Below are 21174 nucleotides of genomic sequence, written 5' to 3' on the forward strand. Positions count from 1 at the left end.
GAAATTTCCCGGCTGCCGCATCATACACCCCTTTTCATTCAGGATGCACCCCGCCTGGAGCATTAGCTGCCAGGCGGGGTGCCGCCGCATGAAAATCAGGGCCTGAGCATCACGGCTTGCTCTTGTCCAGGAAGCGGAAGAACTCGTTCTTCGGATCCAGGACCAGCACGTCGCTCTTGCTCGAGAAGCTGTCGCGGTACGCCTGCAGGCTACGGTAGAACGCGTAGAAATCAGCGTCCTGGGTGTAGGCCTTGGCGTAGATGGCGGCCGACTGGGCGTCGCCATCACCGCGGGTCTCTTCCGCTTCGCGATAGGCTTCGGCCAGCAGCACACGGCGCTGACGGTCGGCATCGGCACGGATACCCTCAGCCAGTTCGTTACCCTTGGCACGGTGCTCGCGAGCTTCGCGCTCACGCTCGGTGCTCATGCGGTCGAACACGCTGCGGTTGACTTCCTTCGGCAGGTCGATGGCCTTGACGCGTACATCGACCACTTCGATACCCAGCTCCTTGTTGGCCATGCGGTTCAGCGAGGCGGTGATGTCAGCCATCAGCGCGTCACGTTCACCAGAGACCACCTCGTGCAGGGTGCGTTTACCGAACTGGTCACGCAGGCCGCTTTCCAGGCGACGCGACAGACGCTCGTCGGCGATCTGCTTCATGCCGGAAGTGGCGGTGTAGAAGCGCTCGGCATCCTTGACGCGCCACTTGGCGTAGGCGTCGACCATCACCGCTTTCTTCTCCAGGGTCAGGAACCGCTGGGTCGGGGCGTCGAGGGTCATCAGGCGTGCATCGAACTTGCGTACCTGGTTCACGTACGGAATCTTCACGTGCAGGCCAGGCTGGACATCCGCCTGGACCACCTTGCCGAAGCGCAGCAGCACTGCACGCTCGGTCTGGGACACGATATAGAAGCTGTTCCAGGCGACGATGGCCAGGACCACGGCAGCGATCAGGGCGATCAGCGATCTATTGCTCATCAGCGGCTCTCCCTGGTGCGCGGTGGCTGTTGTTGCTGTTGCAGGTCCTGCGATGCGCGCGTGGCCGCATCATTGACCGATGGCGACACGCTGCTGCTCGGCGCGGACGCGTTGCGGCTGCCTTCGACCATCTTGTCCAGCGGCAGGTAGAGCAGGTTGTTCTGCCCGTCCTTGGCCGTGATCAGGACCTTGCTGGTATTGCTGTAGACCTCTTGCATGGTCTCCAGGTACAGGCGCTGGCGGGTCACGTCAGGGGCCTTGCGGTACTCGGCGACCAGCTTGGTGAAGCGGTCGGCCTCACCCTTGGCGCGGGCGATGACTTCGTCGCGGTAGCCGTTGGCGTCCTCGATGATGCGCTGGGCCTGACCACGGGCTTCCGGCACCACGCCATTGGCGTAGGACTCGGCCTGGTTGCGGGCACGCTGCTCATCTTCGCGGGCACGGATCACGTCGTCGAAGGCTTCCTGCACTTCACGCGGGGCTGCCGCGCTCTGTACGTTGACCTGGGTCACGGTGATACCGGTACGGTAGTTGTCGAGGAAGCGCTGCAGGCGTTCGCGGATATCCACGGCCATCTGCTCGCGGCCTTCGGTCAGCACCTGGTCCATCGAGGTGGAACCCACCACGTGGCGCAGGGCGCTGTCGGTCGCGTGCTGCAGGCTGACCTCAGGCTGGTCGACGTTGAGCACGAAGTCCTGCAGGTTGCTGATCTTGTACTGGACGGTCAGCGGCACCTCGACGATGTTCTCGTCTTCGGTGAGCATCTGCCCCTGCTTGGTGTAGGCACGCTCGCGCGTGACGTTTTCCATGTACTTGCGATCGATCGGCGGGAAGTAGATGTTCAGGCCGGGACCGACCGTCTCATAGTACTTGCCGAAGCGCAGCACCACGGCCTGCTCCTGCTCGTCGACCACGTACACGGCGCTGTACAGCCAGATAGCCGCCAGCACCGCCAGGCCGATGCCCAGCAGGCCGTAGCCGCCACCCTTGCCGACATTGCGGTCACCGCCGCCACGTTTCTTGCCACTGCCGAACATGCCGTTGAGGCTGTCCTGCAGCTTGCGGAAGGCCTCGTCCAGATCTGGCGGACCCTTCTTGTCGCCACCACCGCCGCCACCGCGACGGCCGCCCCAGGGATCCTGATTGTTCGAGTTGCCACCCGGCTCGTTCCAAGCCATAGCGCTCTCCATCTGATAAAGCAAAGACGCGCCCACGGCGCGCCGTCCAATGCTACAGAATGCCTGCCACTGCTGCCCGGCGACCTCGCCGGGCATTTATTGCAAAGTGTGTTGCTCGACAAACACTTGCGGCTCCATGCCTTCACGGCTGACCAGGCGATTCAACTCGACCCTGGGCAGGCGAACACTCAGCAGGCTGCGCCCTTCTTCGTCATGCTCCTCACTCTGCACGGCACCCAGGGCAAAGAATTGCGCGCGCAAGCGGGCAAAACGCTGCTCCAGACACAGGGTACCGACATACAGATCATCCCCCAGCAACTCGGCAATCGCCTGGCCAACCAGCTCCAGGCCACGTCCATCGCGTGCCGACACCCAGACCCGTTCCGGCTTGCCATCGGCATTGCGCTGGATCTGCGGCTCGACATCTTCAAGCAGGTCGAGTTTGTTATACACCTCGAGGATCGGCAAGCCTTCGGCGCCGATCTCGCCCAATACCGCCAGCACCTGCTCGATCTGCTCCATGCGCTCTGGCTCATGGGAATCGATCACGTGCAACAGCAGGTCGGAGTTGCTCGACTCTTCGAGCGTAGCCCGAAATGCCTCGACCAGCTTGTGCGGCAGATGGCGAATGAAGCCCACGGTGTCGGCCAGCACGATCGGCCCCAGGTCGGCCAGTTCGAGCCGGCGCAGGGTCGGGTCGAGGGTGGCGAACAGCTGGTCCGCGGCGTAAACCTCGGAGGCGGTCAGGGCGTTGAACAGCGTGGATTTGCCGGCGTTGGTATAGCCCACCAGCGACACCGAAGGGATGTCGGCGCGCTTGCGGCCACGACGGGCCTGCTCGCGCTGGCTGCGCACCTTTTCCAGGCGTGACTTGATCTGGCGCAGGCGCACCCGCAGCAGACGGCGGTCGGTTTCCAGCTGGGTTTCACCCGGGCCGCGCATGCCGATACCACCTTTCTGACGCTCAAGGTGGGTCCAGCCGCGCACCAGCCGCGTGCTCATGTGTTCGAGCTGGGCCAGTTCGACCTGCAGCTTGCCTTCATGGGTACGCGCCCGTTGGGCGAAAATGTCGAGGATCAGCCCGGTGCGGTCGAGCACACGGCACTCGAACACACGTTCGAGGTTGCGCTCCTGACTGGGCGTGAGGGTGTGATTGAAAATCACCAGGTCTACCTGTTCGGCATGGACCAGGTCGTGGATTTCCTCGACCTTGCCGCTGCCAATCAGGTATTTGGCGGTAGGCTGATGCCTGGCCACCGTGACCAGCGAGACGATGTCGGCACCGGCCGACAATGCCAGTTCCTGAAACTCCTGCGGGTCTTCGCGCGCCTCAGGGTTCTGACCTTCCAAGTGAACGAGCAACGCCCGCTCACCACCACCGTGGCGCTCAAAGAACAATGCAGGCTCCTATCAGGCGTTGCCTGGCTCGCTGTCGCCGTGCTCGCCGTCGGTCGGGCTTGGCAGGCGGACCGGACGGGCCGGAACCACGGTCGAAATGGCGTGCTTGTAGACCATCTGGCTGACGGTGTTCTTCAGCAGGACCACGAACTGGTCGAACGATTCGATCGAACCCTGCAGCTTGATGCCGTTGACCAGGTAGATGGAAACCGGGACCTTTTCTTTTCTCAAGGTATTCAAGTAAGGGTCTTGTAGCGAATGCCCTTTTGACATATGCCGCACTCCTGTAAGGATCAATAATAGAAAATCAAAGAAATCGATAAATTAGGCCGTCCCATCGCAAGAATAGACGGCTATCAGCAGGGACTCAGCTCAATATGGAGACGCTTCCCAGGTATTTCAAGGTGCGGGACAGATTGTCGCAGGCCAGGCTGTCGAGCCAGTGCACGTCGGGCCAGCCACGCAACCAGGTGAACTGCCGCTTGGCCAGCTGCCGAGTGGCAATGATACCGCGTTCACGCATCTCATTCTCAGTCAGCTTGCCGTCGAGGTAGTCCCAGACCTGCCGATACCCCACTGCCCGTATAGACGGCAGCCCGGCGTGCAAGTCACTTCTGGCTCGCAGCGATCGGACCTCGTCGACGAAGCCCTGTTCCAGCATCTGCGAAAATCGTAACGCAATTCGCTTGTGCAAAATGTGACGATCCGCAGGTGCTATGGCCAAACTCGCGACAGTATAGGGCAAATGCCCGGCGCCGCCTGCGTCTGCGCCGCTACTTTCCGCGAATTGACGCTGGCGATGGGCTGTCATGCTCTCGCCGCTCACCCGGTATACCTCCAGCGCGCGAATCAGCCGCTGTGGGTCGTTGGGGTGAATGCGCGCAGCCGATACCGGGTCCACTTCAGCCAGTTGCCGGTGCAGCTCGGCCAGGCCCAGGGCCTCGGCCTGGGCTTCCAGTTCGGCGCGCACGGCGGCGTCTGCCGCCGGCATGTCCGCCAGGCCGTCGATCAATGCCTTGTAATAGAGCATGGTGCCGCCGACCAGCAGCGGGATCTTGCCACGCGCGCTGATCTCGGCCATGGCCTCCAGGGCATCGGCACGAAACTGCGCGGCGGAATAGCTTTCGGCCGGGTCGCGGATGTCGATCAGCCGGTGCGGATGGGCCGCGAGGATCTCCTTGGACGGCTTGGCCGAACCGATGTCCATGCCGCGGTAGACCAGCGCCGAGTCGACACTGATCAGCTCGCAGGGCAGGACCTTGGTCAGCTCGATGGCAAGGTCGGTCTTGCCGGCCGCTGTCGGGCCCATGAGAAATATTGCTGGGGGCTTGCCGCTCATGTCATCGACCGCGCAGGAAAAGTTTGTCCAGGTCGTCCAGGCCCATCTGGGTCCAGGTCGGACGGCCGTGGTTGCACTGGCCGCTGCGCTCGGTGTTTTCCATGTCGCGCAGCAGGGCGTTCATCTCGGGGATGGCCAGGCGCCGGTTGGCGCGCACCGCGCCATGGCAGGCCATGGTCCCGAGCAGTTCGTTGAGGTGCGCCTGGATGCGGTCGCTGGTGCCGTACTCCATCAGGTCGGCGAGCACGTCCTGGACCAGGCGGTTGGCCTCGGCCTGCTTGAGCAACGCCGGAATCTGCCGGATCGCCAGGGTTTCCGGGCCCAGGCGCTGCAGCTCGAAGCCCAGGCGCTGGAACCACTGGCCGTGCTCCTCGGCGCAATCGGCCTCGCGCTGGCTCATGGCCAGGGTCTCCGGCACCAGCAACGGCTGGCCGCTCAGGCCCTCGCTGGCCATGGCCACCTTGAGGCGCTCGTACATGATCCGCTCGTGGGCGGCGTGCATGTCCACCAGCACCAGGCCAACGGCGTTCTCGGCAAGGATATAGATCCCCTTGAGCTGCGCCAGCGCATAGCCCAGCGGCGGAATGTCGCCCTGGCTTTCCGGCAGCGTCGAAGGCGCCGGGGCACTGTCATCCAGCGGCTTGTAGAACTCGCGGTACACCGCCTGGGACTCGGCGGCCGGCAGCGGCTGCGAGGGGCGCGGGGTGTACTGGTACTGGTAGCCGGCGCCGCTGCCAGCGTTGGAAATGCCATGCTGCGGTGCCTGTGGCTGCTCGAGCACCGGCGAGGCCAGGCGCATTTCGCCCTGGGGCCCGAACTCACCGGCCTGCTGGCCGGTGGGGCGGGCGATTTCGGGCACCGCGGCAGGCGCGGCCAGCTGGTCTTCGGGGCGCACGTCGGCCAGGGCACGGTGCAGCGTGCCGTACAGGAAGTCATGCACCGAGCGGCCTTCGCGGAAGCGCACCTCGTGCTTGGTCGGGTGCACGTTGACGTCGACACCGTTGGGCTCGAGTTCCAGGAACAGCACGAAGGTCGGGTGCCTGCCGTTGAACAGCACGTCGCGGTAGGCCTGGCGCACGGCGTGGGCGACCAGCTTGTCGCGCACCGCACGGCCGTTGACGAAGAAGTACTGCAGGTCCGCCTGGCTGCGAGAGAAGGTCGGCAAACCGACCCAGCCCCACAGGCGCAGGCCGTTGCGCTCGACGTCGATCGGCAGCGCCTGCTCCATGAAGCCGCCGCCGCAGATGGCGCCGACCCGCCGCGCACGGGCGCTGTCGTCGTGGGCCTCGTGCAGGCTGAGGACGCTCTTGCCATTGTGGCGCAGGTGGAAGCCGACATCGAAGCGGGCCAGGGCCAGGCGCCGGATGACTTCCTGGAGGTGATCGAATTCGGTCTTCTCGGCCTTGAGGAACTTGCGCCGGGCCGGGGTATTGAAGAACAGGTCACGCACTTCGACCGAGGTGCCGACCGGGTGCGCGGCGGGCTGCACCCGTGGGAGCATGTCGCGGCCTTCGGTCTCCACCTGCCAGGCCTCGGTGGCGTTGGCGGTGCGCGAGGTCAGGGTCAGGCGCGCGACCGAGCTGATCGACGCCAGTGCCTCGCCGCGAAAGCCCAGGCTCAGCACGCCTTCGAGGTCTTCCAGCTCGCGGATCTTGCTGGTGGCGTGACGGGCCAGGGCCAGCGGCAGGTCGTCGGCGGAAATGCCGCTGCCATCGTCCCGCACCCGCAGCAGCTTCACCCCGCCCTGCTCGACCTCCACGTCGATGCGCCGGGCACCGGAGTCCAGGCTGTTTTCCAGCAGTTCCTTGGCCACCGACGCCGGGCGCTCGACCACCTCGCCGGCGGCAATCTGGTTGGCCAGCCGCGGGCTGAGCAGCTGGATGCGCGAACCACCACTCATTGCGAGGCCAATGTGGTGGCAGGGATATCGAGGTGCTGGCCGACCTTCAGCTCATCGGTCTTCAGGCTGTTGCTGCTGCGCAGGCTGGCCACGCTGACCTGGTAGCGCACGGCGAGCATGGCCAGGGTCTCGCCCGGGCGCACGGTGTGTTCGCGCGGGCCCTGGGCGATCTTGCCGCTGTCGCGCAGCCAGGCGATGTAGGTGCCGGGCGGCGGGTTCTGCTGGAAGTACTGGCGCACACCGGTATGGATCGAGCGGGCCAGGGCCTGCTGGTGGCTGCTGGAGGCCAGCTTGGCGGCTTCGTCGTTGTTCGAGATGAACCCGGTTTCGACCAGGATCGAAGGAATGTCCGGCGACTTCAGCACCATGAAGCCCGCCTGCTCGACCCGCTGCTTGTGCAGCGAGGTGACCCGGCCCATGTTGCCGAGCACTTTCTGCCCGACGTTGAGGCTGGAGCTGAGGGTGGCGGTCATCGACAGGTCGAGCAGCACGCCGGCCAGCATGCGGTCCTTGTCGTCGAGGCTGACGTTGCCGGCACCGCCGATCAGGTCGGAGCGGTTTTCCGTGTCGGCCAGCCAGCGCGCGGTCTCGGACGTGGCACCGCGGTCGGACAGGGCGAACACCGAGGCGCCGAAGGCGGCGCGCGACGGGGCGGCGTCGGCATGGATCGAGATGAACAGGTCGGCGCCCTTCTTGCGGGCGATCTCGGTGCGTTTGCGCAGCGGGATGAAGTAGTCGCCGGTGCGGGTCAGCTCGGCGCGGTAGCCCTTCTCGGCGTTGATCTGGCGCTGCAGCTCCTTGGCGATCTGCAGCACGATGTCTTTCTCGTGCTGGCCGCGCGAGCCGGAAGCACCCGGGTCTTCACCGCCGTGGCCGGCGTCGATGGCCACCACGATGTCACGCTTGCCGCTCGGCACGGGTGGCAGCTTGATCGCCGGCTGCGCCGGGGTCACCGGCACCGCCGGGGTGGTCGCCGGGGTCTGTACCGGGGTCGGTGGCGGCGTTGGCGCGGTGGCGGCGATGGCGTCGGCTTCCTGGTCGTACAGGTCGACCACCAGGCGGTTGCCGTACTGGGCATTGGGCGCCAGGGTGAAGCTCTTGGGCGTGACCGACTTCTTCAGGTCGACCACCACGCGCAGGTCGGTGGGGGTACGCTGGGCCGAACGCACGCTGGTGATCGGCGTGTTGGACGTCGACACGTTCAAGGGCGCAGCCAGGGTCGCGCCATTGATGTCGATGACCAGGCGATCGGGTGCGCTCAGGGTGAAGACGCTGTGCTGCACGGGGCCAGACAGGTCGAAGACCAGCCGCGTGTTGTCCGGTGCGCGCCACAGGCGCATGCTCTTGACTTGAGTGACGGCCAGAGCGTCAACGGTCACCGCTGTCAGCAGCAGCCCAACGACAGCGACCAGTGCGCGTATGCGCATACCTACCCCACTTACTGTTTATAGTGTTTGCCCAGTGCCAGGCACCAGGCCTCGCCGCGAGCCCCCTGCGGCGAAAGGACAAGCGAGCGGCCGCTCGCTTGGGGGCTTATGGTAATGGTCAGGTCGGGCTTTGGCAAAACGCCCGCACCCTTTTGTGGCCACTCGAACAGGCACAGCGGATCGCCTTCGAAATAGTCACGAATGCCCATGAACTCCAGCTCTTCCGGGTCGACCAGGCGGTACAGGTCGAAATGGAAGGCGCGCACTTCACCGATTTCGTAGGGTTCTACCACGGTAAAGGTCGGACTTTTCACTGCACCAGTATGGCCCAGGCCACGGATCAGGCCACGCGAAAGCGTGGTCTTGCCCGCCCCCAGGTCACCTTCCAGGAAAATCACGCCACGACCGCCGGTCACCTCGGCCATCTTTGCACCGAAATCCACCGTAGCCGCTTCATCGGCCAGAAACAGGGTTAAGCCAGACACGCAGAATGCTCCTCCAACAACTCACGAATGACCGGCGCCAGATCACTGGCCGCCAGGCCCCTACCTTTGACACCCAAGCGCTCGCCGGCACAGGCGTGCAGCCATGCCCCCAGGCACGCCGCGTTCCAGGCATCCAGGCCCTGGGCCAGCAGCGCCGCCAGCACGCCGCTCAGCACATCGCCCAGGCCGGCACCGGCCATGGCCGGGTGGCCACGCTCGCACAACGCCAGCTGCCCGGCCGGGTCCGCCACCAGGGTGCCGGCGCCCTTGAGCACACAGACACTGTTGTAGCGGCGTGCCAGCTTGCGTGCGGCGCCCGGCCGGTCAGCCTGCACCGCTTCGGTGGAAATGCCCAGCAACCGCGCCGCTTCCCCGGGGTGCGGGGTAAGGATGCTGCCGCTGGGCAGGGCCAGCGGCATGCGCGACAGCAGGTTCAGCGCATCGGCGTCCCACACCTGCGGATGCTCGGCATTGGCCACCGCCGACAACAGGCTGCGGCCCCAGGCCGCCTGGCCGAGGCCAGGGCCGACCACCAGCACCGAAGCGCGCTCCAGCACAGCCATCAACTGGTTGGCGGAACTGGCCCCCAGGCACATCACCTCGGGCAGGCGCGCCAGGCTTGCGGCCACATGTTCGGGGCGGGTCGCCACGCTGACCAGCCCGGCGCCGCAGCGCAGCGCGGCCTCGGCACTGAGCAGCACGGCACCGCCGGTGCCGAGGTCGCCACCGACCACCAGCACATGGCCGAAGTCGCCTTTATGGGCTTGCGCCTGGCGTGCCGGCAGGTGCGCGACGCTCACGCTGCTGAGCCGTTGCGGGGCATGGCTGGGGTGTTTGGTCTGCGGCATGGGGTCAAAGGCTCCAATGTCTGGCAGAATTATACGCACCTGAGCCCGTATTGCCTTGCCCATCCATGTCCGTTCACACCCCTGACCTCGCCCAACTGGCCCAATCGATCAAGATCTGGGGCCAAGACCTCGGTTTTGCCCACGTCGGCATTGCCGGGGTGGACCTTGGCGAGCACGAACACCACTTGCAGCGCTGGCTCGATGCCGGCTACCAGGGCGAGATGGAATACCTCGGCGCCCACGGCAGCAAGCGAGCCCACCCCGAGCAGTTGATCCCGGGCACGGTGCGCGTGGTGTCGCTGCGCATGGATTACCTGCCCGGCGACACCGAGATGGCCCAGCGCCTGGCTCAGCCCGAAAAAGCCTACATTTCGCGCTACGCCCTGGGCCGCGACTACCACAAGCTGGTGCGCAAGCGCGTGCAGTTCCTGGCCGACCGCATCCAGGAAGCCATCGGCCCGTTCGGCTACCGCGCCTTCGTCGACAGCGCCCCGGTGCTGGAAAAGGCCCTGGCCGAGCAGGCCGGGCTGGGCTGGATCGGCAAGAACACCCTGCTGCTCAACCGCAAGGCGGGCAGCTACTTCTTCCTCGCCGAACTCTTCGTCGACTTGCCCCTGCCGGTGGACGGCGCCCACACCAGCGAGCATTGCGGCCGCTGCCAGGCCTGCCTGGACATCTGCCCGACCCAGGCCTTCGTCGGGCCCTACGTGCTGGATGCGCGGCGCTGCATCTCGTACCTGACCATCGAGCTGCGCGGGCCGATCCCCGTGGAGTTGCGCGCGAAGATGGGCAACCGGGTATTCGGCTGCGATGACTGCCAGATCGTCTGCCCGTGGAACCGCTTCGCCAGCCACAGCAAGGAAAGCGACTTCCAGCCGCGGCACGGGCTGGAGAACGCCGAGCTGGCAGAGATGTTCCTGTGGGACGAGCGGACCTTCCTGCGCAAGACCGAGGGCGGGCCGTTGCGGCGCGCTGGGTATGAGCGATTCTTGCGCAATTTGGCGGTGGGGCTGGGCAATGCGCCTTCGACGATCCCGGTGATCGAGGCGCTCAAGGCGCGGCGCGAGGATGAGTCGGAGCTGGTGCGCGAGCATGTGGCGTGGGCGCTGGCCCGGCATGGCCTCAACTAACAACGCAGCCCCCTGTGGGAGCGGGTTTACCCGCGAAGAAGCCACCGCGATGGATGGCACGGGCTACGCCCGTGTTCGCGGCGGTTCGACGCCTCGATAAACCCGCTCCCACAGTGAAGCCCGGGAATCATTGCTGGTCGTTGTAGTGGAACTTGGGCATTTCCCAGTGAAAACGAATCGCCAGCAAGCGCACCAGGAACCCGCCAAACAAGGTCAGCAGCGTCGCCTGCTCGGCCGGCAGCTTGAAGTACACGCAGCCCAGGTAGAACCACGCCGCGGCGAACGACACGCTGGCATACAGCTCACGGCGGAACACCAGCGGGATGTCGTTGCAGAAGATGTCCCGCAGGATCCCGCCAAACACCCCGGTGATCACCCCGCTGATCGACGCCACCAGCATGCCCTGCCCCATCTCCAGCGCGGTCATGCAACCAATCAGGGTAAAGGCCACCAGGCCCAGGGCGTCCAGCACCAGGAACAGCGAGCGCAAGCGGCGCATCATCGGTGCGATGAAGATCGTCAGCAGCGCGGCCAGGCTGGTCAGCACCAGGTATTCCGGGTGCTTCACCCAGGTCAGCGGGTAGTGCCCGAGCAGCACGTCACGCACCGAGCCACCCCCCAGGGCGGTGACGCAGGCGATCAGCACCACGCCGAACCAGTCCATGCCGCGGCGCCCGGCGGACAGCGCGCCGGTCATGGCTTCGGCGGTGATGGCGATGAGATAGAGCATCAACAACATGGCGCAGGTCCGTGCGGGAAAGGCGCGCAGTCTAACCAGTTGCCCAGGGCACCAAAAGGGGGCGCAGGAGGAATATCTGCGCCCTTTCGGCTCACACCTTGATGAAGTGCTCGCGGTAGTGGCGCAGCTCGGCGATCGACTCGCGGATGTCGTCCAGGGCCAGGTGGGTGCTGCCCTTCTTGAAGCTGTCGCGCACGTCCGGCGCCCAGCGTGCGGCCAGCTCCTTGACGGTGGAGACGTCGAGGTTGCGGTAGTGGAAGTAGTTTTCCAGGCCGCGCATGTGCCGATAGAGGAAGCGGCGGTCCTGGCAGATGCTATTGCCGCAGATCGGCGACTTGCCCTTCGGCACCCACTGTTCGAGGAAGGCGATGGTCTGCGCCTCGGCCTCGGCCATGCTGACCTTGCTCTCGCGCACACGCTGGGTCAGGCCCGAGCCGCCATGGGTGCGGGTATTCCACTCGTCCATGCGCGCCAGCACTTCATCACTGTGGTGGATGGCGATCACCGGGCCCTCGGCCAGGGTGTTCAGTTCGCTGTCGGTGACGATGGTGGCCATCTCGATGATGACATCGTGGTCCGGGTCCAGGCCGGTCATTTCCAGATCGATCCAGATCAGGTTCTGTGGGTTCTGCATGAAGGGCTCCTCGTATAGGCCGTCATATTAGCCTAGCGACGAGGGCCTGCGCATGCGCGGCGCAAAGGTAAGCAGAATGGTCGGTGGGCGGGCGTGCTAAACTGCCTGCCGTTTTCAACTTGCCCCACCTTGGAAGGTCCATGGCCAAACGCCAGCTCAATCGCCGCCAGAACTGGCGTATCGAAAAGATCCAGAACGAACGCGCCGCTCGCGCCGCCAAACGCGAACAGCACGTGCTGCATGAACTGGAAGGCGGCGACCTGGGGCCGGAACAGCTGGGCCTGGTGATCGCCCACTTCGGCGTGCAGGTGGAGGTCGAGGCCCAGGACGGCGACGTCGCCGGCCAGGTGTTCCGTTGCCACTTGCGGGCCAACCTGCCCGCGCTGGTGACCGGCGACCGGGTGGTCTGGCGCGCGGGCAACCAGGGCATCGGCGTGATCGTCGCACAGATGCCGCGCAGCACCGAACTGTGCCGGCCGAACAACCATGGCCAGTTGAAGCCGGTGGCGGCCAACGTCGACCTGATCGTCATCGTCTTCGCCCCGGCCCCCGAACCGCACCCGAACCTGATCGACCGCTACCTGGTGGCCGCCGAACACGCCGGCATCCGCCCGCTGCTGCTGCTGAACAAGGCCGACCTGATCGACGACCAGAATGGCCCCGGCCTGCATGCCCTGCTGGAGGTCTATCGCGAGCTGGGCTACCCGCTGCTGGAAGTGTCGGCGCACCACGGCGATGGCATGCAGCGCCTGCAGCAGATGCTCGACGGCCATATCAGCGTGTTCGTCGGCCAGTCGGGCGTGGGCAAGTCGTCGCTGGTCAACAGCCTGCTGCCGGACGCCGGCACCCGCGTCGGCGACCTGTCCGAGTGGTCCGGCCAGGGCACCCACACCACCACCACCGCGCGCCTTTACCACTTCCCCAATGGCGGCGACCTGATCGATTCGCCGGGTATCCGCGAGTTCGGCCTGGGCCATGTCAGCCGCGCCGATGTGGAAGATGGTTTCATCGAGTTCCGCGACCTGTTCGGCAACTGCCGCTTCCGCGACTGCAAGCACGATCGCGAGCCGGGCTGCGCACTGCTCAAGGCCCTGGACGATGGCCGGATCAAGCCGCAACGGATGAGCAGCTACCGCTCGATCATCGCCAGCCTGCCTGAGGACAGTTACTGATCCGTAGGAAAAGTTACCTGTATTTGTAGGACGTTTCCGGATTTTCTGTCATCTATTGCCCCGCTCCGCGCTTTCCCTGAAGGTCATGTCTTCTTTCAGGGAGGGCCACACCGATGCCGGTGTTCATCAGTTATTGCCAGGAGGCGCAGCTAGACGCCTTCATCCTCAACGAGCGCCTGCTGCTCGAAGGCATTACCGCACAGCTCGTGCTGTTCGGCGATGTCGGGCAGACCCCCGACGACCTCTATGGCAGCTGCTGCCAGCAGATGAGCGATGCCACCCACTGGATCGGCCTGCTGCCTGCGGGGCCCGGCGAGCACTGGTGGACGGCCTGGCTGCTGGGCGCGGCGGTAATGGCCAACCGGCGGGTGAGTTTCTATCGGGCGGGGGATGAGGCGTTACCCGGGTATCTGGGCAAGTGGCCGGTGATGCGCGAGCGGGCGCATATCGACCTGTTCGTGCGGGCGTATCACGATGAATGCACGTTCGAACGGGCGATGGTGTTGCCGGCGGGGCGCGGTTCGTGTGTCGACCGGGACAATGCGGATTTCTTTCATGCTGATCTCAAGGCCAAGATCAGGCGAGGGTTCTGAGAACCTTGGGGCTGCGTTGCAGCCCATCGCGAGCAACGCTCGCTCCTACACGGACCGCGCAAAACCGAAGGCGGTGCAGCTCATGTGGGAGCGGGCTTGCCCGCGAAGGGCCGCAAGGCGGCCCCGGCAGTTACTGATCCTTCTGCTCGTCCATCTTCAAGGTCCCGTCCTCGAAGATATTCAGCTTTTGGCGCAACTCGCGCGGCTGCATCGGCGCATCACCTGCCCCTGGAGCTGCCGGCGGTGCCGGCGGTGCGGGCTGGGCTGGCGCCTGCGGCGCACCCTGCTGGCCCTCGATATCCTGCTGGGCCTTCTTGGTCAGCACGATGATGTCGATACGGCGGTTGACCGGGTTGAACGGATCTTCCTTGTCGAACAGCGACGACGAGGCATAACCCACCACCCGCGCCACCTGGCCATCCGGGTAGCCACCGGCGACCAGCGCACGGCGCGCGGCGTTGGCACGGTTGGCCGACAGCTCCCAGTTGCCGAAGTCGCCGGTGCCGGCGTACGGCTTGGCATCGGTATGGCCGCTGACGCTGATCTTGTTCGGCACCGCCTTGATGGTGTCGGCCATGGCCAGCAGGATGTCCTCGAAGTACGGCTGCAGCCGCGCACTGCCGATGTCGAACATCGGCCGCTTGTCGTTATCCATGATCTGGATGCGCAGGCCGTCCTGGGTGATCTCGAACAGGATCTGGTCCTTGAACTTCTGCAGCTGCGGGTTTTCCTCGACCTTGTCCTTCAACTCCTGCAGCAGCAGCTGCAGGCGCTCGCGCTCGACCTGCTCGGCCATGGTCTCGACCTTGTCCTTGTCCAGCTGGATGCTGGTGTCAGGCGTAGGCTCGGACTTCATTTCCGGGTTGATGGTCTTGTCGGGCGCCAGCTGCGGCGAGCCGCCCAGGTCGATGATGTAGGGCGTGCCGCTTTCGGAGAAGCCGATCGGGTCCTTGAAGTAGCCGGCGATGGCGATCTTCTGCTCGGGCGTGGCGGTGGACATCAACCACAGCACCAGGAAGAACGCCATCATCGCCGTGGCGAAGTCGGCGAAGGCGATCTTCCAGGCGCCGCCATGATGCCCGCCACCGAAGCGCTTGACGCGCTTGATGATTATCGGCTGATTGTTTTCCATGGATCAGCGACCGCGAACTGCTTGTTCCAGCTCGGCGAAGCTCGGGCGATGCTTGGGATACAGCACCTTGCGCCCGAACTCGACGGCCAGCGAAGGTGGCATGCCCGAAGCCGAGGCCACCAGCGAGGCCTTGATCGACTCGTAGAGGTTGATCTCTTCCTTGGCATCGTGCTCCAGGCACTTGGCCAGCGGGCCGAAGAAGCCGTAGGCCGCGAGAATACCGAAGAAGGTACCGACCAGTGCCGCGCCCACGTGCATGCCGATGGCCGCCTGGTCACCCTCGCCCAGCGAGGCCATGGTCACCACGATACCCAGTACCGCCGCGACGATACCGAAACCGGGCATGCCGTCGGCGATGCCGGTGACCGCGTGCGACGGGTGCTCGAGCTCTTCCTTCATGCTCAGCAGCTCCATGTCGAACAAGCCTTCGAGCTCGTGCGGGGCCATGTTGCCGGTGGACATGATGCGCAGGTAGTCGCAGATGAACGCGGTCATGCGCTCGTCGCCCAGCACCGCCGGGTACTTGGCGAAGATCGGGCTGGCTGCGGCGTCTTCGATATCGCTCTCGATCGCCATCATGCCTTCGCGACGGCTCTTGTTGAGGATTTCGTACACCAGGCCCAGCACTTCCAGGTAGAAGGTGTGGGTGAAACGCGAGCCGAACATCTTCATCGACTTCTTGACCACGTGCATGGTCATGTAGCCGGGGTTGGCCTGCATGAAGGCGCCAAAGGCGGCACCGCCGATGATCAGCACTTCGAACGGCTGGATCAGCGCCGCGATCTTGCCGTGGGAGAGCACATATCCGCCGAGCACGCTCGCGAATACGACGATGATGCCGATAATTTTAGCCATAGGTTCAAAGCACTTGCTGTCGTGGTCAGGGTGAGGGACGGGAGCTTTAAAACTCTTCTTCTACTTATCGGCAGAACTGCGCCAGACTATAGCCACTCAAAGCGAAAAGCCAGTTCGGACTGATGTCAAAATGCCAATGGAAACCAAGGTGCCCACTCAGACTCCGCGTACGCTAGAGGCCTGGATCAAGCTGCTGGACGGCATTCACCTGCCGGTCCCGAAGCACAGTTACGACCGGGTCATGAGCGCCATCAATGATAGCCGCCGCTCACTGCGCGACATCGCCGAACTGATGCAGGACAGCCCGGCCCTGGTGCTGTCGGTGATGCGCGAGGCCAATCACCCGGCCAACGCCAGCCAGGCCGACCCGGCCGAAAGCCTGGAAATCGCCCTCAACCGCCTCGGCCTGGTGCGCAGCCGCGAGCTGCTGATGCGCCTGCCCTCGGTACCCGAAGACGACATTCCGCCGGTGCTGCGCCAGTTCCTGCTGATCAGCCAGCACGCCACGCAACAGGCCAATGGCCTGTTCGCCAGCCGCCTGGCACGCCTGTGGCAGGAGATCCACTGGGGCAGCCTGCTGTTCCTGGCGCCCTTGTGGCCGCTGGCCCAGGCCTACCCGAAACTGCTGGATGCCTGGGAGTTGCGGGTCATCCACAAGGGCGAAACCGCCGCCGACGTGGAACAGGAACTGTTCGGCGTGCGCATTTTCGCCCTGTGCCAGGCCGTGGCCGAACATTGGCGCCTGCCCCGCTGGGTGACCCAGGGCTACCGCCTGCTGCTCGAAGAGCGCGACCAGCTGGCCCTGGTGCTGAGCATCGCCCGTGACGAAGACCTGCTGAGCCAGCAGCACCGCCTGGACGAAGCCCCCGGCCTGCGCCGCTGGTTCAACGAACCGGCCAACACCGTGCTGCTGGCCAACAACCTGGCCCTGGCGGCGCAGGTCGGCTGGGACAACCCGCACCTGCTGCGCTGGCAGCTGCTGACCGCGCTGTACCTGCAGACGTCGCTGGAAGACGTGCAGCAGCAGGTTCACCAGCAGGCCGCCGCCAGCGCCCGGCGCCACGCCCGCCACGCCTTGTTCCACCCTGCCGAGGCGCTGATCTGGCCTTGGGACCAGCGCCGCCCGCACCCGGACATGCTGGCGCCACCGCCGCCCTCCAGCGAGGCGCTCACCCGCTGGCGTGCGCTGTGCCAGCAACTGCTGGCCCAGCCCAGCCCGTTCAGCAATGCCGTGCACCTGGCCACCCATGCGCGCGAGGCCCTGGAAGCCTGCGGGATGCAGCGCATCATGCTGCTGAGCCTGGACAAGGCCGCCGACTACCTGCGCGTGCAGCAGATCGCCGGCCTGCCCAAGGAGGCAGGGGGCATCGCCCTGGACATCGAGCAGAACAAGCTGCTGCAAAAGCTCATGAGCAAGGTCGGCCAGCTGCGCCTGACCCCCGACAACCACGCCCAGTTCGCGGCGCTGCTGCCGGCCCCGCTGCGCGCGCTGTTCCACAGCGAACACCTGTTGCTGCGCTCGCTGGCGGTTGGCGAGCAGGTGCTGATGCTGGCGGTGGCCGACCAGGGCGGCAAGCCACTGGCCGATGTCAGCGTGCAGGCCTTTGGCAAAACCTCGCAATGCATCGAGCGTGCCCTGGCCGTGTTTGCCAACCGCGGTGCCTGAGCCTTGCGCTACAATCGCCCCTCTTTCCACACTGGAGAACGTGGATGACTGATTTTTCCGGCCTGCCCCTGCTGATCGAAGCGGCAGACCTGCTGCCGCGCCTGGGTTCGCCCGAGCTGATCCTGGTCGACCTGAGCAGCGCCAACCGCTACGTCAGCGGCCATATCCCCGGCGCCCGCTTCGTCGAGGGCAAGCGCACCCAGCTCGGCCAGCCCCCGGCACCGGGGCTGCTGCCGGCCCAGGCCGACCTGGAAAAACTGTTCAGCGAACTCGGCCACCGCGACGATGCGGTCTACGTGGTGTACGACGATGAGGGCGGCGGCTGGGCCGGTCGCTTCATCTGGCTGCTCGACGTCATCGGCCACCCGCACTACCACTACCTCAACGGCGGCATCCAGGCCTGGCCGGCGGACAAGCTGTCCACCGACGTGCCCGCGCCGGGCAACGCGCCTGTGCACCTGGCACGGCACGACGAGCCCACCGCCACCCGCGAATACCTGCAAAGCCGCCTGGGCGCCGATGACCTGGTGATCTGGGACGCCCGCGGCCCGCAGGAATTCAACGGCGAGAAGGTCCTGGCGGCCAAGGCCGGGCACATCCCCGGCGCCGTCAATTTCGAATGGACCGCCGGCATGGACCTCAACGACCACCTGCGCATCCGCAAGGATATCGCCCAAGTGCTCGAACAACTGGGCATCACCCCCGACAAGGAGGTGATCACCCACTGCCAGACCCACCGCCGCTCCGGTTTCACCTACCTGGTGGCCAAGGCCCTCGGCTACCCACGCATCAAGGCCTACGCCGGCTCGTGGAGCGAATGGGGCAACCACCCGGACACGCCTGTAGAAGTCTAAGGAACCTGCATGAAATCCCGTCTGTTCATCATCAGCCAGTACCTGCTGCCGCACCACCTGCTGTCGCGCCTGGCCGGCTGCGTCGCCGAGTGCCGCGCGCGCTGGTTCAAGAACGCCTTCACCGCCTGGTTCGCCAAGCGCTACCAGGTGAACATGAGCGAGGCGCTGGTCGAAGACCTCACCGCCTACGAGCACTTCAACGCCTTCTTCACCCGCGCCCTCAAGCCAGGCGCGCGGCCGCTGGACGAAACCCCGGGGGCGGTCCTCTGCCCCGCCGACGGTGCCGTCAGCCAGCTGGGCCCGATCGAGCACGGGCGCATCTTCCAGGCCAAGGGCCACAGTTTCAGCGCGCTGGAACTGCTGGGCGGTGACCCGGCGCTGGCCGCGCCGTTCATGGGCGGCGAGTTCGCCACCATCTACCTCTCGCCCAAGGACTACCACCGCGTGCACATGCCGCTGGCCGGCACCCTGCGCGAAATGGTCTATGTGCCGGGCCGGCTGTTCTCGGTGAACCAGACCACCGCGGAAAACGTCCCCGAGCTGTTCGCCCGCAACGAGCGCGTGGTGTGCCTGTTCGACACCGAGCGCGGGCCAATGGCCGTGGTGCTGGTGGGCGCGATGATCGTCGCCTCGATCGAGACCGTGTGGGCTGGCCTGGTCACTCCACCGAAGCGTGAACTGAAGACCTTCCGCTATGACGAAGGCAGCCGTGCGCCGATCCACCTGGAAAAAGGCGCCGAACTGGGGCGCTTCAAGCTGGGTTCGACCGCCATCGTGCTGTTCGGGCCAGAGCAGGTGAAGTGGGCCGAGTCGCTGGGTGCAGGGTCCGCCGTGCGCATGGGCGAATTCCTCGCCCAGCCTCAGCAGGCCTGACGCCTGAACGCGCCTCGGTGTGTGACCGGGGCGCGTCTGCTCGGCGGGGTTAGCCGAGAAGGCTGCGGAAGCCGATCGGGCCCTCATCGATGTAGGTGCTGGTACCGTTGAGGGTGAGGCCGCCATCGTCGGACTTGACGGCCAGGGCAACAACGTTCTGGTTGTCGCGCCCGCCGATCACCCACTCGCCGCCCGGGTGCCAAGGGGCACTGTTGCCACCCCACTGGTTCTGCACCTGGTAGCGATTCTGCGCGATGCGCTTGCCCTGGAAGCCGATCGGTCCCTCGCCGGCATAGGTCATGACACCTTGCAGTGTCTGGCCGCCATCATTCGATTTGACGTCGACCGACACCACCTTCTGGTTGTCGCGGCCCCCGATCACCCAGATTCCACCCGGGTGCCAAGGTGCCGAATTACCGCCCCACTGATTCTCCACTGCATACTTGGACATGAACTTCTTCTCCTTGAAGTTGACGGCCGCGAGGACTCCCCCCGGGCCAGTACGGTCGATGGGTGAGCCGTACGGATCCAAGCCTAGATGGATGAGCGAGGGGAACTTAGAACAGTTCGCAATCAGTGTAGTAGCGGAGATTTCAGGCTGTCTTGCGGACCTCTCGCGAGCTCCTGCAGGTGCACACTGCCCCCGTAGGAGCGACCCTTGGTCGCGAGAGGCCCGCAAGACTTGGGCAGATCAGTGACGCGCGTCGCGGTCGCGCAGGCCCAGCAGGTAGAGCACGCCGTCGAGCCCCAGGGTGGAGATCGCCTGCTTGGCCGACTGGCGCACCAGTGGCTTGGCGCGGAAGGCTACGCCCAGGCCGGCCAGCGACAGCATCGGCAGGTCGTTGGCGCCATCGCCCACGGCAATCGTCTGGTCAAGCTGCAGGCCTTCCTCGCTGGCCAGCTGTTGCAACAGGTCGGCCTTGCGCTGGGCGTCGACGATCGGCTCGACGGCAACGCCGGTGACCTTGCCGTCGACCACCTCCAGTTCGTTGGCGAACACGTAGTCGATGCCCAGGCGCGCCTGCACCTGGCGGGCGAAGTAGGAGAACCCACCGGAGAGGATCGCGGTCTTGTAGCCCATGCGCTTGAGCTCGGCAAACAGCTTCTCGGCCCCTTCGGTCAGGCGCAGGGACGCGCCGATTTCGTCCAGCACGCCCACATCCAGGCCCTTGAGCAGCGCCATGCGCTCCTTGAAGCTGGCGCGGAAGTCCAGCTCGCCACGCATCGCCCGCTCGGTGATCGCCGCCACCTGCTCACCCACGCCGGCCGCCTTGGCCAACTCGTCGATGACCTCGGCCTCGATCAGCGTCGAGTCCATGTCGAACACCGCCAGGCGGCGGTTGCGGCGGAACAGGTCGTCCTTCTGGAAAGCGATGTCGATATTCAGCGCTTCGGACAGCGCGAAGAAGTCGGCGCGCAGTGCCTGGGCATCGTTCGGCACGCCGCGCACGGAGATTTCCAGCGCCGCCTTGCCCTTCTCGCTCGGCGCATCCAGGGCCACGCGGGCCGACAGGCGTTCGATGCGCTCGATGGTCAGGCCGTGCTGGCTGATGATCGCGCTCACTCGCTGCAGTTGCTCAGGGGTGATCTTGCGGCTGAGCAGGGTCGCGATATGGCGTGGCTCGCCCTGGCCATCGGCCCAGTGCTGGTAGTCGGCCTCGGAAATCGGCGTGTAGCGCGCCTGCAGGTTCAGCTCGTGGGCCTTGGATTGCACGCTCTGCAGCAGGCTGGTGGCCACTTCGTTGTCGGGAATGTCGACCAGGATGCCGAACGACAACGTGCCGTGCATTACCGCCAGGCCGATGTCGAGGATGTTCACACCGCCCTGGAGCAGGACGCCGGTGATGGCGGCGGTGAGACCGGGGCGGTCCTCACCGGTGATGTTGATCAGAACGATTTCGCGCACAACCTGGCTCCGACTTCGATGAAAAATGCGCATTCTACCGATTTTCCATGACCATCGGGCACCAAC

General features: G+C 65.4%; 21 protein-coding genes. 6 read left to right on the plus strand and 15 right to left on the minus strand.

Annotation, left to right across the window (positions count from 1 at the left end):
• Positions 1-109 precede the first annotated feature (109 nt).
• The 9 genes from hflC to ACIP21_RS11115 form a co-directional block, all read right to left on the minus strand.
• Positions 110-979, minus strand: coding sequence for a protease modulator HflC (gene hflC, locus ACIP21_RS11075; RefSeq protein WP_400687297.1), 870 nt, complete (start codon positions 977-979; stop codon positions 110-112).
• Positions 979-2157, minus strand: coding sequence for an FtsH protease activity modulator HflK (hflK, locus tag ACIP21_RS11080; RefSeq protein WP_400687299.1), 1179 nt, complete (start codon positions 2155-2157; stop codon positions 979-981). Before hflK ends, hflC begins: the two co-directional genes overlap by 1 nt.
• A 96-nt stretch (positions 2158-2253) precedes the next feature.
• Positions 2254-3555, minus strand: coding sequence for a ribosome rescue GTPase HflX (gene hflX / locus ACIP21_RS11085; RefSeq protein WP_400687301.1), 1302 nt, complete (start codon positions 3553-3555; stop codon positions 2254-2256).
• 12 nt (positions 3556-3567) lie between these two features.
• Positions 3568-3828: an RNA chaperone Hfq gene (gene hfq, locus ACIP21_RS11090; protein WP_012274457.1), complete on the minus strand. Its 261-nt coding sequence runs from the start codon at positions 3826-3828 to the stop codon at positions 3568-3570.
• A gap of 94 nt (positions 3829-3922) precedes the next feature.
• A complete protein-coding gene (gene miaA, locus ACIP21_RS11095; RefSeq protein ID WP_400687302.1) occupies positions 3923-4894 on the minus strand; it encodes a tRNA (adenosine(37)-N6)-dimethylallyltransferase MiaA in 972 nt (323 codons plus the stop codon).
• Position 4895: 1 nt separating this feature from the next.
• Positions 4896-6794, minus strand: coding sequence for a DNA mismatch repair endonuclease MutL (gene mutL / locus ACIP21_RS11100; protein ID WP_400687304.1), 1899 nt, complete (start codon positions 6792-6794; stop codon positions 4896-4898).
• Complete coding sequence (locus ACIP21_RS11105) at positions 6791-8221, minus strand: N-acetylmuramoyl-L-alanine amidase (RefSeq protein ID WP_400687306.1); 1431 nt, start codon at positions 8219-8221, stop codon at positions 6791-6793. Before ACIP21_RS11105 ends, mutL begins: the two co-directional genes overlap by 4 nt.
• A gap of 11 nt (positions 8222-8232) precedes the next feature.
• The gene (tsaE, locus tag ACIP21_RS11110) at positions 8233-8706 is read right to left on the minus strand and encodes a tRNA (adenosine(37)-N6)-threonylcarbamoyltransferase complex ATPase subunit type 1 TsaE (protein ID WP_400687308.1); all 474 of its coding nucleotides are present in this window, start codon (positions 8704-8706) and stop codon (positions 8233-8235) included.
• A complete protein-coding gene (locus ACIP21_RS11115; RefSeq protein WP_400687309.1) occupies positions 8694-9554 on the minus strand; it encodes an NAD(P)H-hydrate dehydratase in 861 nt (286 codons plus the stop codon). Before ACIP21_RS11115 ends, tsaE begins: the two co-directional genes overlap by 13 nt.
• 65 nt (positions 9555-9619) lie before the next feature.
• Between ACIP21_RS11115 and queG the strand changes: the two genes are divergently transcribed.
• The gene (gene queG / locus ACIP21_RS11120; protein ID WP_400687311.1) at positions 9620-10684 is read left to right on the plus strand and encodes a tRNA epoxyqueuosine(34) reductase QueG; all 1065 of its coding nucleotides are present in this window, start codon (positions 9620-9622) and stop codon (positions 10682-10684) included.
• A 127-nt stretch (positions 10685-10811) separates the two neighbouring features.
• Here queG and ACIP21_RS11125 read toward each other — a convergent pair whose 3' ends face one another.
• Positions 10812-11423, minus strand: coding sequence for a trimeric intracellular cation channel family protein (locus ACIP21_RS11125; protein WP_400687313.1), 612 nt, complete (start codon positions 11421-11423; stop codon positions 10812-10814).
• A gap of 91 nt (positions 11424-11514) precedes the next feature.
• Entirely contained in the window at positions 11515-12057 is a 543-nt protein-coding gene (gene orn, locus ACIP21_RS11130) for an oligoribonuclease (protein WP_400687314.1), read from the minus strand.
• Positions 12058-12197: 140 nt separating this feature from the next.
• Between orn and rsgA the strand changes: the two genes are divergently transcribed.
• Together rsgA and ACIP21_RS11140 are read left to right on the plus strand one after the other, a co-directional pair.
• Entirely contained in the window at positions 12198-13229 is a 1032-nt protein-coding gene (gene rsgA / locus ACIP21_RS11135) for a small ribosomal subunit biogenesis GTPase RsgA (RefSeq protein WP_400687316.1), read from the plus strand.
• A 113-nt stretch (positions 13230-13342) separates the two neighbouring features.
• Positions 13343-13822, plus strand: coding sequence for a molecular chaperone Tir (locus ACIP21_RS11140; RefSeq protein ID WP_400687318.1), 480 nt, complete (start codon positions 13343-13345; stop codon positions 13820-13822).
• A gap of 130 nt (positions 13823-13952) precedes the next feature.
• Here ACIP21_RS11140 and motB read toward each other — a convergent pair whose 3' ends face one another.
• A complete protein-coding gene (gene motB, locus ACIP21_RS11145; protein WP_400687320.1) occupies positions 13953-14954 on the minus strand; it encodes a flagellar motor protein MotB in 1002 nt (333 codons plus the stop codon).
• A 3-nt stretch (positions 14955-14957) separates the two neighbouring features.
• The gene (gene motA / locus ACIP21_RS11150) at positions 14958-15809 is read right to left on the minus strand and encodes a flagellar motor stator protein MotA (RefSeq protein WP_400687322.1); all 852 of its coding nucleotides are present in this window, start codon (positions 15807-15809) and stop codon (positions 14958-14960) included.
• A 130-nt stretch (positions 15810-15939) separates the two neighbouring features.
• Between motA and ACIP21_RS11155 the strand changes: the two genes are divergently transcribed.
• Genes ACIP21_RS11155 through asd form a run of 3 tightly spaced genes read left to right on the plus strand, consistent with a single transcriptional unit; the run spans position 15940 to position 19202 of the window.
• The gene (locus ACIP21_RS11155; protein ID WP_400687324.1) at positions 15940-17475 is read left to right on the plus strand and encodes an HDOD domain-containing protein; all 1536 of its coding nucleotides are present in this window, start codon (positions 15940-15942) and stop codon (positions 17473-17475) included.
• A 44-nt stretch (positions 17476-17519) separates the two neighbouring features.
• Positions 17520-18329, plus strand: coding sequence for a rhodanese-like domain-containing protein (locus ACIP21_RS11160; RefSeq protein WP_400687326.1), 810 nt, complete (start codon positions 17520-17522; stop codon positions 18327-18329).
• A 9-nt stretch (positions 18330-18338) separates the two neighbouring features.
• Positions 18339-19202, plus strand: coding sequence for an archaetidylserine decarboxylase (gene asd, locus ACIP21_RS11165; RefSeq protein WP_400687328.1), 864 nt, complete (start codon positions 18339-18341; stop codon positions 19200-19202).
• Between the two features lie 49 nt (positions 19203-19251).
• Here the strand turns inward: asd and ACIP21_RS11170 are convergent, their stop codons facing one another.
• Positions 19252-19653: a lectin OAA gene (locus tag ACIP21_RS11170; protein WP_400687330.1), complete on the minus strand. Its 402-nt coding sequence runs from the start codon at positions 19651-19653 to the stop codon at positions 19252-19254.
• A gap of 240 nt (positions 19654-19893) precedes the next feature.
• Positions 19894-21108, minus strand: coding sequence for a phosphoserine phosphatase SerB (gene serB / locus ACIP21_RS11175; RefSeq protein WP_400687332.1), 1215 nt, complete (start codon positions 21106-21108; stop codon positions 19894-19896).
• Positions 21109-21174: the final 66 nt, after the last annotated feature.

Source organism: Pseudomonas sp. NPDC089401, assembly GCF_044749485.1.
Lineage (GTDB): Bacteria > Pseudomonadota > Gammaproteobacteria > Pseudomonadales > Pseudomonadaceae > Aquipseudomonas.